The following is a 12,492-nucleotide window of genomic DNA, read 5'->3' on the forward strand; positions in this document are numbered from 1 at the left end:
AAGTAAAAAGCCCTTCGTCCGTTAACCGAACAAAAGGCTTTCAAACTAATGTAATTGATTTTTCGGAATAGGTATATACAACAGGCGATCATCGTTTTCTGCAGGGTCACCTCTACCATCGGTATTATTTGTAATAATGTATAGACCATTCTCTGCTGCTAACACATCTCGCACTCTTCCCACATCGGATACAATCAATTCTTCCGTTTCATTCACCGGATCCATTTTCCTTAGTCCTTCCCCTCGTAACGAAGCAAAGTAAACGTTACCTTCATAGTAATCTATACCAGATGGTGCCCATGTTTCATCTCCTGAATGAATAACTGGGGTTTCCATCCCATCCTCCACTTCATCTCCCTCAATTATTGGCCAACCATAGTTAGCACCTGGGTTAATTTGATTGATTTCATCATGTGCTTGATTTCCGTGCTCCGAAGCAAACAATTTACCTTCTGGGCTCCATACAAGTCCTTGAGGATTACGATGGCCATAGGAAAATACATATGAATTAGCAATTGGGTTGTCCTCCGGGATTGAGCCGTCCAAATTAAGCCGAAGTATTTTTCCTGCTAAACTATCTTGTTCCTGTGCTAATTCCGGAATTGATGCATCCCCAGTCGTCACATATAATTTATCATCTGGGCCAATCTCCATTCTTCCACCATGATGAAAGGCTCCGCCAGGAATTTCATCTAATAGGATATCTGTTTCTACCCAATTATCATTTTGTTCTTCAATCGTTACAACACGTTGATAGGTTTCCCCTTTTTCCTGATAGGAATAATAGGCATATGCTTCATTCGTATCAGGAAAATCCTCTGGAATTACAGTACCTAAGAGTCCAGCTTCTGCTTCATCAGATAGTTCCCTTTCCAATTGAACTTCTTTTCTTGTCTGCTCTTCCCCATCAATTGTGACAATTGAGCCAGTTCGCTCACTAATATAAAAAGTATCACCAAGCTTTGCGATTGACCATGGGGACTCTAAATTCTCAGCAAGCACTTCTCTTTCTCCTTCGGGTACAGCTTGTTCCGTATCGTTTTGTTCCTCCTCGGTTTTTTTTTCACCTGGTGTACCATTTTCTATTGTGCAACCTGCAAGACTTAAACAGATAAAGACCATAACAAATACTCTGTAACGGATATGGAATCATCTCCTTTCGATAAATCAGTCAGTATAAGTCTATCCCTTGTTTTTATATAAACGAGGAACTAGATTTCCCCCCTGCACCTACGTCTTACTTTTACTTGAAATAATTAATAAACAAGCTACCTATTATGATGACTAAAACAACTATTATCATAAAACCAGGACTTCCAATAAACGTTCTGTCAAATGTATCTCTAGGATCTTTTTTATCCCTATCCATTAAGCCAACTCCCTATCTAATATTGTAGCTACTTTCATTTTAACGAATTAATCGCCGTTATAAAACCATTTAGAAGTGATTATTATGAAATATCGGACAACAATGAATAGAAATGTGTGTATTGATCGGCAAAAACAGAAACAGCAATGGTAATTTACTCACCATTGCTGTTTCTGTGACTTATTTACTTTTCTTCGCTGCTTTTTCACGTTCGTTTTTATTTAAAATCTTCTTACGCAAGCGAATTGATTCTGGTGTTACTTCACAATACTCATCATCGTTTAGATACTCTAACGCCTCTTCTAAAGACATATCACGTGTTTTGCGAATTGTGGATGTTTGATCTTTTGTAGCAGAGCGAACATTCGTTAAATGTTTTTCTTTCGTAATATTAACGGTTAGATCATTTTCACGGTTATGCTCGCCTACAATCATACCGGCGTAAACTTCTGTACCTGGGTTAACGAAGATGACTCCGCGGTCTTCTAATCCCATAATTCCATAAGTTGAAGCTTTTCCATTTTCCAATGCAACAAGTACACCTTCACGTCTGCCGCCAACTTGCCCTTTGATTACTGGCTCGTATGCATCAAACGTATGGTTTAAAATACCATAACCACGAGTTTGTGACATAAATTCTGTAGAATAGCCAAGCAATCCACGAGATGGAACTTTAAATTCAAGACGAACTTGACCATTTCCATGGTTTACCATATCAAGCATTTCGCCCTTACGTGCCCCAAGTGACTCCATAACTGCTCCAGTATATTCTTCTGGCACATCGACTTGTACACGTTCTACAGGCTCGGATTTCACACCATCAATTTCCTTAATGATTACCTGCGGCTTAGAAAGCTGCAGCTCGTAGCCTTCACGACGCATGTTTTCAATTAGAATGGACAAATGAAGCTCACCACGCCCAGAAACAATCCATGCATCCGGTGATTCTGTCGGGTCAACCCGCAGACTCACATCTGTTTCTAATTGCTTCAGTAACCGTTCTTCGATTTTACGAGAAGTAATATATTTTCCTTCGCGACCAGCAAATGGACTGTTATTAACAAGGAAAGTCATTTGTAATGTTGGTTCATCAATGCGTAAGCGCGGAAGCTCGTCTGGATGGTCTGCTGGACAAATTGTATCTCCTACATTCAGATCCTCCATACCAGAAACAGCGACAATATCCCCTGCTTTTGCTTCCTCAATTTCAATTCGTTTTAATCCAATAAAGCCAAATAGTTTCGTAACACGGAAGGATTTATTCGTTCCATCCTCTTTCAATACAACAACTTGCTGGCCAACTTTGATTGTTCCGCGAACAATACGCCCAACACCAATTCGTCCAACATAATCATTATAATCAAGCAATGTTACTTGGAACTGTAATGGGTCTTCACTATTATCAGCGGGTGCCGGAATATGCTCCATAATGGTAGTGAAAATCGGGTCCATTGTTTCCTGCTGATCATCTGGTTCAAACCCTGAAGTTCCATTTAATGCAGATGCATAAACGACAGGGAATTCAAGCTGGTCGTCATCTGCACCAAGCTCGATGAAGAGATCAAGCACTTCATCAATAACATCGTTCGGCCTTGCATTTGGTCGATCTATTTTATTTAAAACAACAATAGGTGTTAATTTCTGTTCTAATGCTTTCTTCAATACAAAACGTGTTTGTGGCATTGTTCCCTCGTAAGCATCTACGACGAGTGCTACACCATCAACCATTTTCATAATACGCTCTACTTCGCCACCAAAATCAGCGTGTCCTGGTGTATCTAAAATGTTTATTGTCGTATTTTCTTGATACTTTACTGCAGTGTTCTTCGCCAAAATCGTAATTCCACGCTCACGCTCAATATCACCTGAGTCCATCGCACGTTCATCAACTTGTTCATTTTCACGGAAAGTTCCGGAATATTTTAAAAGCTGATCTACTAATGTCGTTTTACCATGGTCAACGTGGGCAATAATTGCGATATTACGAATATCTTCTCTTAATTGCATAAAAAGTACGCCCCTCTATTATTCACAGGATGTTCAACTAGAAAATTATATCATATTATTTTCATTTGAACAGCATTTTTTACAATTTCTTTAAAAAACTGTTCTCCATTGGTGACAATTATTGCAAGCATTAGCCTTTATCCATGCCTTTTCTTTCTTGAAATAAATGAACCTCAAACTTTGCACCACCAAGCTCCGATTTTCCAACTACTATTTTCCCGTTTGACTGTTCCACAATTGCACGTGCAATTGCTAGTCCTAAACCAGTTTCCCCGTCTTTTCCTTTAACAAACCGATGAAAGATTTGTTCTGCTTGCTCCTCTTCAATACCTTCTCCATCATCTTCAATGATAATCGCTACATATCGCTTTTCTTGAATGACTCGAATAGAAACCTCTGATTTCGCATGACGAATACCATTAAAAACAATATTCAATAGAGCTCTTAAAAATTTTTCCTCGTCGGCAACAAATTCAATGTTTTCATCCACATGATGATGCAAATGAATACCTCTTTCATTGATTAATGGAATAACACGATCAACAACTTGGGCAATCAATAACTCTCCTTCTATCGCTGTTGGGGTATAGGAGGATGGTTCACTGTCGAGTTTCGCCAGTAGGATCATTTCATTTATGATTTCTTTTAAGCGCTTCACCTCGGAGACCATGACTTCTAACCCTTTTTCCTGCTCTTTATCCTCAAATATTCCATCTTTAATCCCTTCCGCATAGCCTTGGATAGTCATCAATGGTGTCTTCAATTCATGGCTGGCATTTTGGAAGAAGGTTTGCTGTGAATTCATATATCTTTCCAGTTCCTTGGCCATTTCATACACACTTTGCTCTACTTCTTTAATTTCTCCAGTTGCCTTTACTCGATTCATCTCGTTAAACTTTCGCTTTTCAATTTTCTTTAGCTCTCCCTTTAATTGGGAAAGTGGTGTAACGAGCTTATTTGTCATAAAATAACTAAGTAAAACAGCGGCAGCAGCTCCTATTAAGAAAACGAGAAGTAAGCGGACAAAAAAGCTTTGCTGTACAACTGTTAAATCATGCATCGGTGTAAGCAAGATCAATTCTAATCCAGATATCTCCGGATAGAACAAAATTCTGGACGTGACAAATCGCTCATTTCCATACTCCCAAAGTGTTTGATCGGTTGCCGAGAAATTATTCGATTCAAAGAAATCACTGGCAACTGGAGCGGACATTGTAGACATTAATACAGCGTCACGATTTCGATCATATAGAAAAAGCTGTAAGTCCTGATCCTCCAGAAATTCATAAAACTGTCTGTAATCACCAACCGTTTCAAACTGTTCGTTAAGAAAACTAACTAAAAGCTCTCCCGTTTCCTTCAATTGCCGCTGTTCGTCTTGGATTAGCAAATCAAGAATCAACGAGTAAATAACATAGCTAGCTGCTGCCATAATGACTAGTAGCAGCGTTGTAAAGGCCGCATTTAGCTGTGATTGAAGTTTCATCATTACTCCTCTTCTTTACGCAGTCTATATCCATAGCCCCACACCGTTTCCAGCGGGATATGGTCCATTTTTTTACGAATCCTTTTTACTAAATCATCTACAGCACGATCACTTCCGAAATAATCATTCCCCCAGATTTTTAGTAATAGCTCTTCCCTCGAAAAAGCCCGGTTCGGATTTTCGGCAAATAGCAACAACATCTCGTATTCTTTAGATGTTATTTCATATTCTTTTCCTTGGAAGAAAATTCGACGGTCTTCCCTGTAGATTAAAAGATGGTCCACCTTCAGCCTGTCTGTCTCTTCTTCAGCGTGATTTTGTTTTGGCTGCGTTCGCCGGAAAAGTCGCTTCACTCTTGCAATAAGCTCTCTAGGACTAAAAGGCTTTGTTAAATAGTCATCACCGCCTAATTCAAGTCCTAGAATTTTATCGATTTCTTCATCTTTCGCAGAGATAATGATAATCGGTACATCACTTCTCGTACGTATTTTTTTACAAAATTCATAACCATCCATTCCTGGCAGCATGATATCAAGAATCCACATATCAGGCGGGTCATTTTCCCAGAGCTCCCAGCCTTTTTCTGCAGAATCCATAATCGTTACGTCATAGCCTTCTTTCTTTAAATAAGCAGAAACAATATTTTGGATGTTCGCGTCATCTTCAACAAGTCCAATATGATAATTCATGTTATGTCACCTTTTTCAATTAATAATAGAGGTTGTTTAAAAAATCCGGTAAATAGGTTCAGAAACTTATTCTAGTTCTATTTTTACATAAACCGACCATTCTTCACACCAATATGTACCATTACACATTTTTTCCACATTTATCCCAAATAGTTCCCAACATGGTTCTCTATAATGAAACTATACAATAGTTTCTATAACAAACAAGGGAGGACACTTTAATGGATAATAACAATGACTTTCATAATAAAGACGATCGTGATTCCAATTTCCTTGATCATCCAGACGTACAAGAGGAAAAAGCAGAAGCAAGTAAATCGGAAGAAAATAATACAGATAAACACACATACAAGTCAGAAAAGAATGAACCGACCTCCAATAAGAAGCGGACTTTTAGCGGACTCGGCAGCGGACTCGTTGGTGGTATAATTTCGGCTGTTATTGTTGCGCTTTTGTTCACAAATAATTTGATTCCAGGAGACACAGTTGAAACGAAAAACAATGAAACAACAGAAGAGACTTCAACACCAAACATTGTCGAAACACTAGCCACAGAGGAGGCGGATGTTTCGACCAATATAAGTGAGGCCTCTGAAGCAGTAGTAGGTGTCGTTAACATGCAGCAGGGAAATGTTTGGGAAGGTAGTCAGGAGGCTGGTACTGGATCTGGAATTATTTATAAAAAAGAAAATGGAAAAGCATACATCGTAACGAATCAGCACGTTGTTGCCAATGCCAAAGAGGTTGAAATTGTATTAAATGATGATGAACGTATACCAGCAACTGTACTTGGCGGGGATACGCTTACCGATTTAGCAGTGCTAGAAGTTGACAGTGCATCAATTGAAACAGTTGCAAAATTTGGAACTGCCGATGAATTAGCAGTTGGTGAAACAGTACTTGCAATCGGTAATCCATTAGGTCTAGACTTTGCAAACACTGTTACAAAAGGAATAATTAGCGGGCTAAATCGAACTGTAGAGGTTGATACAAACAAAGATGGCCAAGCGGATTGGATAACGGAAGTGCTGCAAACAGATGCCGCAATTAACCCTGGTAATAGTGGTGGAGCATTAGTGAACTCGAATGGAGAAGTTATTGGTATCAACTCCATGAAAATCGCTCAAGGTGCTGTAGAAGGGATTGGTTTTGCCATTCCAGCAGATGCTGCACTTCCGATTATGGAACAGCTCGAAACAAATGGTGAAATATCACGTCCATTAATCGGGATAAGCACCGCATCACTAAATCAAGTGCCACCACAATACCGATATGAAATCAATCTCCCAGAAGATATTAAAGGTGGTATGGTTGTCGCAGATGTACAATCAGGCTCTCCTGCAGATGCGGCAGGTTTACAGCAATTTGATGTCATTACAAAAATTAATGGTCAGGAAGTAACATCCATCCTTGAATTGCGGAAGTACTTATATTCCGAAACAAATATCGGCGATGAAATTGAAATAGAATATATTCGTGACGGTGAACGTCAAACCACGAATATAAAGCTTGTTGAACAAACTGAGCAAACTGAAGAGAATTAATAAGTATGAGCACGGGTCTGCCTTAAAATACATTTTTTAAGGGCAGGCCCGTTTTTTAAATGAATGATGACGAAACCAAAATCGTCCACTTTTCGTACATATAGCATAAGTCCTTGAATAAGAATGATATAGTTGCTTTTGGCTACATTCTTCCGTAAACTCATTTTGAACAAGGTATTTAGTAGAACTTTGTCGAAAGTAGATGGTATAAGTCATCTGCTCATCAAATTAGAAAGGAAGTGTAAAAATGATCTGTCCATCTTGTAAAGAAGAAACAGAATCAGGAAAATTTTGTACGAATTGTGGAGCATCACTGACACACGAGGAGGCTGCAGCAACTTCAGATCCTAATCCAAATCTTACATCAGAAGTAATAGCTGCTGAACCGAAACAACCTGCTACTACGGAAAATCAATCGACCAACGAAGCATTGGAAAAAGGAAAACAAGTAGCTGGTAACTTTGGAAACTTCTTCTTAACATTGTTAAAGAACCCAAGCCATGCAAAGAAAATTGATGGTAAGGAATGGATCTCCGGAACTATAACGATCGCCATTTTTATTTTATTATTCTCCCTTAGTACTTTTATCACATTGAATAGCAGTTATTTCGGTACGACGTTTGTTGAAGGCTTCCTAGCGCCATTTTTACGATTGTTAATTTTATTTGCAGTTGTTATCGCCTTGATTTTTGGTGGTTTAAAGGTAGCTGCTCACAAAGCAACGATTACGGCTACTACCGCTAAAGTAGGAGCTTATCTTGTTCCTTTCCTTACCATTGCAATTTTAGGTGTACTACTTGCATTTGTAGGGCTCCCATTTGCTGGAACGTTGATTTTAATTAGCCTAGTAGCTCCAATTTTGCTTATTCCAACATTTATTATGCTTGAACAGCCAGTTAACGGATTTGATTCTATTTATGTATTGATTGGAATTTATATTGTCGGTATGCTTATTGCTGGTTATCTTATCCAACAAATGATTTTCGCATTTTTAGGTGGTATAACGGACTTATTTTAAATAACGATTCATTAAGTGCAAAAAAACCTCTTTAAGAGAAGGCTCCTGGCTGGTTACAGGAGCCTTTTCTTTATTCCTCATGTTTATCATCATTTGGTGCGACACCAGTAAATTTTCCATGAATATCTGCAGCAAGTATATTTTCTAAATCTTCAACAGATCCTACATTTTCGTCACTGTTTGGAAACATATCATTATAATGCTCTTTATCACCATAGAAATCAGATGGGGTCTCTGAAGTTCCATAGCGACTAACTTCCTGCCATGCATCCTCAGCATCATACCCAACTTGCTCCTCATCTGTGACTTCGTCTGGATTTATGTTTGGACTGAATACTTCTTCTTCAATTGGACGCCCTCGGTTAAACGCTTCGGACTTTGCATGCTCTATACATGTATCTGTTGTCGGAACTGCAACCAAACGCTCGTAAGGAATGTCTGCACCGCATATCTTGCATATACCATACGTTCCTTCTTCTAGCGCATGAAGGGCTTTATTGATTTCTTCCAATTCCTTTTCAGCATGTTCATTAAGTGCTAAATCCTTTTCTCTTTCAAAAAGTTCGCTCCCTGTGTCGCTAGGGTGATTGTCATAATTTGACAATTCACCAGACGTTTCCTGAGCAAATTCATATTTCATTCCAAAGTGATCCTGAACGTGTTTAATTAATTCCGATTGCCGGGTAGTTAAAGCTTCTTTGCATTTGGATAGTTGCTCTTTACGGATCATTGCTATCCCCTTCCATCAATATGATTACTGCTAACTATACTATGTGTAGATGGAGCGTATTGATTCTATAATACCGCTCCCAAATCATGTCAATGCGGGGAATCTTCCCCTTCTCTATTGTTATAAACTACAACTTATTCTATCTGTTTTATATTTTCCAGCCTGTGAAAAAGGATTCAAGCAAGAATTGTCGAATACTTATATATAGTGCATTTCAAAAGGAGGATGAAAAGGACCGAGAAGTTCGAGGCGGCATAGCTTTGAGTACCGGAACGTATGCAATTAATACGTGAGAACGGGCTTGCACAGGATGTGCTGACTTCTACGTTTCCCACAGGACGTGGGTGGTCTTAGTAGAAGCTCTACTATCGCCAACGAGCTTCCACAGGATGTGGTGACTTTTGCGTTGCCCACAGGACGTGGGCGGTTTTAGCAGAAGGTCCCCTACGATGTGTCATTTTCACCGGACTTTTTGAACAACCTCATATAGAATGGATTATAAGGAGAGACTAGTTATGCTTACTAAAGATACATCAATAGGTTTTGTCGGAACTGGAGTTATGGGGAAAAGTATGGCAAGAAATCTGCACCAGGCTGGATATACGATAAACATCTATACGCGCACAAAAGAAAAAGCGAAAGAATTATTGGAGCTTGGAGCTGCCTGGAAAAGCTCTGTAGCTGAGCTTGCTTCATCTTCGGACGTCATTATTACGATGGTTGGGTATCCAGTTGATGTAGAAGAGGTATATTTCGGCGAAAACGGTATTTTGGAAAATGCAAAAGCGGATAGCTTTGTTATCGATATGACCACCTCTAAGCCATCGTTGGCGAAAACAATTTATCAAAAAGCAAAAGAAAGAGATATACATGCTTTAGACGCACCTGTTTCCGGCGGAGATGTTGGCGCAAAAAACGGAAAGCTATCGATAATGGTTGGTGGTAACAAAGAAGCCTTTTCAACACTTCTTCCACTATTTGAAGTAATTGGTGAGAATATTATGCTACAAGGTGAAGCAGGTTCCGGCCAGTATACGAAAATGTTAAATCAAATAACGATTGCTACTACAATGATTGGTGTTTGCGAAGCCATTGTTTATGCAAAAAAGGCTGGCCTTGACCCGGAGCGTGTTCTCGAAAACATTTCATCTGGTGCAGCTGGAAGCTTTTCACTTTCAGTGCTCGGTCCCCGTATGCTTGCAGGCGATTTTGCTCCTGGTTTTTACATTAAGCATTTCATTAAAGATATGACGATTGCACTGGAATCTGCAGAAGAATTGGGACTTGAGACTCCTGGGCTATCCCTGTCATTAAAGCTATATAAGGAACTTGCTGAGAATGGTGAGGAAGACAGCGGAACGCAGGCATTAATGAAATGGTTTGAATAGCAGCAAAGCGCATACGCCCGTTTAGCGGAAGTATGGACTACCCCCCGTACATTGGGGTGGTTCAGCTGATCGAACATTCATACGCAGGAGATAAAGAAAGCGGGAATACACCAGATCAGTTATCCCGCTTTTCTATATGTTCTTGAACGATAAAGGCTAAATCATCATTACCAAATAATTGCAGTACATTTAATACGGTTTGATCAGTAATCTCAGCTGATTCTTTGGCGGGTACCGTCTCCTCTATGATCTCTATTAGAGCATTGTTTTTCAGCTGACCTGGATATGCCTTTTCATAAAGTTCAACTGGATCCAGCTCGTTATTAATACACCACTGCGAATAAATCAATATCATCATTTTTTCATCGTTTTGATAGCTCTCAATAACTTGTTTGTCTTTTTCGTTCACTGTATTCACCTACATTCCTCAACATAAATACCCACATAAAAGAGAGTGATTGCTTTAATTTTAACGGAAGATCATGATAATGTCTTTTTTCCACCCCTGCTTTATAAACACCGTAGCTGTCAATACATTCTAATGAAAGCTCTGAAGCAAGTTGACTGAATTCCCACGGCATCATAGTATTGCAAATCGCCTTTTGTGCATGTAAACGTGGATAGCTATTTGTTCTTGGTCCAGCTGTCGGTCCAAGAACACCAACACAGAGTATTCCATTTATGTTTACAACCCGCTTCATTTCCTGCAAAGCAAAGAGTGGATCTTCTACCCATTCGAGTATATTGATTGCCATGATCCCGTCAAATTCTCGCGCTGCAAATGGTAGCTTATTTACATCACCTTGAAAAAAATGAATATTATCCATTTCACTAGACTTCGCTATCTGAATCATTTCCGGTGACAAATCAACACCCGTTACATTATAACCACTCTTGTACAGTTTGTGTGTTCCATATCCATCTCCGCAGCCGATATCAAGTAGCTTACTGCCCTGACTAACAAAATTATTCATAAATGGAAGAACATCTTTTCTGCTTCCATTGTCCCACATATCTCTACTTCGTTTGTTCCAAAATACTGCACGCTTATCCCACTCGGTTTCTGCCTCGTATTTCCAGTTAAATGAAGCCATCTCAATCCCCCTCGTATGAATGTCATCCATAATCAAAAAAAGACTTATCCCGTAAAAAGGGACAAGTCTTTATTATAATTATATTGATTATAAGCGCGTAACGTTAGCAGCCTGAGGCCCGCGGTTACCTTCTACGATTTCAAATTCAACTTCTTGACCTTCTTCAAGCGTTTTAAAGCCTTCAGCTTGGATTGCTGAGAAATGTACGAATACATCGTCTCCATCTTCACGCTCGATAAAACCAAAACCTTTTTCTGCATTAAACCATTTTACTTTACCAGTCATTTGATTGACCTCCCTATACAATATCGTGCAAAGTAATTGAATCATAAATACTTTTACACCATCTTGAAAAAGAGATCGTAAAGTATTATTCAAACTCCAATTTCCTTTTGCTATCTTAACTTTAACCTCTTTTTAGTAAAAATGCAAGCGTTTATAAATTAATTTACGGTTAAAACTAATTGATTTTTTTAATAATAACAAAAAAGGTTAAAATGAAGAATTATTTCTTTTAAATTGGATATATACAAAGATAATAAAGCCTAAATCAAGTCTCAGCAAATATACTCCGGTACAAAACCGGAGTATAAGGTATTAAATCTTTCCGAATAATCTGCATAGAAAGCGGGGGAAAATTCGATCCATATAAAATCTATTTCTTCTTAACATCTATTTTTTTGTCTTAAGATATTCTTCTAGAATACATCCAAAGTTGCTACGATAGCTATAAGAATTTGTATCAACAATTGAATATTAATCGCTACATCTGCGTCCAGTGTAATGATTCTGACATGTTTTGAACAATCAACAATTGTTTTTTGACGATTGCTCTGTCTTGTTCTAGAAATCTGTTTAAAGTCTTGCAAGACAGCCTTTGCCCGTTCAGAATCACCAATTGATATACTAAGAACTACTGCGATTGCTGCTTGAATACCAAGTTGCAAGGAGACTGCAGCTTGCGCATCTGTTGTAGATACATGAACATCTTCAGAGTTCTTAATGATTATCCATTCATCTGATACCTGCTTAACAGAATCACGCTGTACAGCTTCTTGTTCCACGTCAGCATTATTGTCCTCCCTATGATCATCACAGTGATCTAAAGCTCTCCATTCTTTATACTTCGACATATTCTATACACCTCTTTTCAGTAAAATTTTTCAT

General features: G+C 38.8%; 12 protein-coding genes. 3 read left to right on the forward strand and 9 right to left on the reverse strand.

What is annotated here, in order from left to right; translation table 11 throughout:
* Positions 1–45: 45 nt before the first annotated feature.
* The 4 genes from D1B32_RS14550 to D1B32_RS14565 form a co-directional block, all read right to left on the reverse strand.
* Positions 46–1,122 carry a PQQ-dependent sugar dehydrogenase gene (locus tag D1B32_RS14550; protein ID WP_118889739.1) on the reverse strand — a complete coding sequence of 359 codons (1,077 nt, stop codon included), beginning with the start codon at positions 1,120–1,122 and terminating at the stop codon, positions 46–48.
* Positions 1,123–1,549: 427 nt separating this feature from the next.
* Positions 1,550–3,376: a translational GTPase TypA gene (gene typA / locus D1B32_RS14555; protein WP_118889740.1), complete on the reverse strand. Its 1,827-nt coding sequence runs from the start codon at positions 3,374–3,376 to the stop codon at positions 1,550–1,552.
* 130 nt (positions 3,377–3,506) lie between these two features.
* Complete coding sequence (locus tag D1B32_RS14560) at positions 3,507–4,862, reverse strand: sensor histidine kinase (RefSeq protein ID WP_095311815.1); 1,356 nt, start codon at positions 4,860–4,862, stop codon at positions 3,507–3,509.
* 2 nt (positions 4,863–4,864) lie between these two features.
* Positions 4,865–5,551, reverse strand: coding sequence for a response regulator transcription factor (locus D1B32_RS14565; RefSeq protein ID WP_095311813.1), 687 nt, complete (start codon positions 5,549–5,551; stop codon positions 4,865–4,867).
* 221 nt (positions 5,552–5,772) lie between these two features.
* Between D1B32_RS14565 and D1B32_RS14570 the strand changes: the two genes are divergently transcribed.
* Complete coding sequence (locus D1B32_RS14570; RefSeq protein WP_118889741.1) at positions 5,773–7,095, forward strand: S1C family serine protease; 1,323 nt, start codon at positions 5,773–5,775, stop codon at positions 7,093–7,095.
* Positions 7,096–7,342: 247 nt separating this feature from the next.
* Positions 7,343–8,113: a zinc ribbon domain-containing protein gene (locus D1B32_RS14575; RefSeq protein WP_118889742.1), complete on the forward strand. Its 771-nt coding sequence runs from the start codon at positions 7,343–7,345 to the stop codon at positions 8,111–8,113.
* Positions 8,114–8,183: 70 nt separating this feature from the next.
* On the opposite strand, the gene D1B32_RS14580 is transcribed toward D1B32_RS14575, so the two are convergent.
* Positions 8,184–8,843 carry a TraR/DksA C4-type zinc finger protein gene (locus tag D1B32_RS14580; RefSeq protein ID WP_118889743.1) on the reverse strand — a complete coding sequence of 220 codons (660 nt, stop codon included), beginning with the start codon at positions 8,841–8,843 and terminating at the stop codon, positions 8,184–8,186.
* A gap of 515 nt (positions 8,844–9,358) precedes the next feature.
* Here D1B32_RS14580 and D1B32_RS14585 point away from each other — a divergent pair.
* Positions 9,359–10,231: an NAD(P)-dependent oxidoreductase gene (locus D1B32_RS14585; protein ID WP_118889744.1), complete on the forward strand. Its 873-nt coding sequence runs from the start codon at positions 9,359–9,361 to the stop codon at positions 10,229–10,231.
* Between the two features lie 115 nt (positions 10,232–10,346).
* Here the strand turns inward: D1B32_RS14585 and D1B32_RS14590 are convergent, their stop codons facing one another.
* From D1B32_RS14590 to D1B32_RS14605, 4 genes are all read right to left on the reverse strand, one after another.
* Positions 10,347–10,589 carry a protein YxiS gene (locus D1B32_RS14590; protein ID WP_187393167.1) on the reverse strand — a complete coding sequence of 81 codons (243 nt, stop codon included), beginning with the start codon at positions 10,587–10,589 and terminating at the stop codon, positions 10,347–10,349.
* A 22-nt stretch (positions 10,590–10,611) separates the two neighbouring features.
* A complete protein-coding gene (locus D1B32_RS14595) occupies positions 10,612–11,325 on the reverse strand; it encodes a class I SAM-dependent methyltransferase (protein ID WP_095311801.1) in 714 nt (237 codons plus the stop codon).
* Between the two features lie 87 nt (positions 11,326–11,412).
* Complete coding sequence (locus D1B32_RS14600) at positions 11,413–11,610, reverse strand: cold shock domain-containing protein (protein ID WP_067726342.1); 198 nt, start codon at positions 11,608–11,610, stop codon at positions 11,413–11,415.
* A 413-nt stretch (positions 11,611–12,023) separates the two neighbouring features.
* Complete coding sequence (locus D1B32_RS14605) at positions 12,024–12,458, reverse strand: spore coat protein (RefSeq protein ID WP_095311784.1); 435 nt, start codon at positions 12,456–12,458, stop codon at positions 12,024–12,026.
* Positions 12,459–12,492 lie beyond the last annotated feature (34 nt).

Origin of the sequence: Oceanobacillus profundus (assembly GCF_003515705.1) — a bacterium.
Classification (GTDB): domain Bacteria; phylum Bacillota; class Bacilli; order Bacillales; family Amphibacillaceae; genus Oceanobacillus; species Oceanobacillus profundus.

Excerpts from the sequence above, each read along its gene's own strand:
- D1B32_RS14550 (WP_118889739.1), bottom strand. The coding sequence starts at position 1,122 with ATGGTCTTTATCTGTTTAAGTCTTGCAGGTTGCACAATAGAAAATGGT.
- typA (WP_118889740.1), bottom strand. The coding sequence starts at position 3,376 with ATGCAATTAAGAGAAGATATTCGTAATATCGCAATTATTGCCCACGTT.
- D1B32_RS14560 (WP_095311815.1), bottom strand. The coding sequence starts at position 4,862 with ATGAAACTTCAATCACAGCTAAATGCGGCCTTTACAACGCTGCTACTA.
- D1B32_RS14565 (WP_095311813.1), bottom strand. The coding sequence starts at position 5,551 with ATGAATTATCATATTGGACTTGTTGAAGATGACGCGAACATCCAAAAT.
- D1B32_RS14570 (WP_118889741.1), top strand. The coding sequence starts at position 5,773 with ATGGATAATAACAATGACTTTCATAATAAAGACGATCGTGATTCCAAT.
- D1B32_RS14575 (WP_118889742.1), top strand. The coding sequence starts at position 7,343 with ATGATCTGTCCATCTTGTAAAGAAGAAACAGAATCAGGAAAATTTTGT.
- D1B32_RS14580 (WP_118889743.1), bottom strand. The coding sequence starts at position 8,843 with ATGATCCGTAAAGAGCAACTATCCAAATGCAAAGAAGCTTTAACTACC.
- D1B32_RS14585 (WP_118889744.1), top strand. The coding sequence starts at position 9,359 with ATGCTTACTAAAGATACATCAATAGGTTTTGTCGGAACTGGAGTTATG.
- D1B32_RS14590 (WP_187393167.1), bottom strand. The coding sequence starts at position 10,589 with ATGATGATATTGATTTATTCGCAGTGGTGTATTAATAACGAGCTGGAT.
- D1B32_RS14595 (WP_095311801.1), bottom strand. The coding sequence starts at position 11,325 with ATGGCTTCATTTAACTGGAAATACGAGGCAGAAACCGAGTGGGATAAG.
- D1B32_RS14600 (WP_067726342.1), bottom strand. The coding sequence starts at position 11,610 with ATGACTGGTAAAGTAAAATGGTTTAATGCAGAAAAAGGTTTTGGTTTT.
- D1B32_RS14605 (WP_095311784.1), bottom strand. The coding sequence starts at position 12,458 with ATGTCGAAGTATAAAGAATGGAGAGCTTTAGATCACTGTGATGATCAT.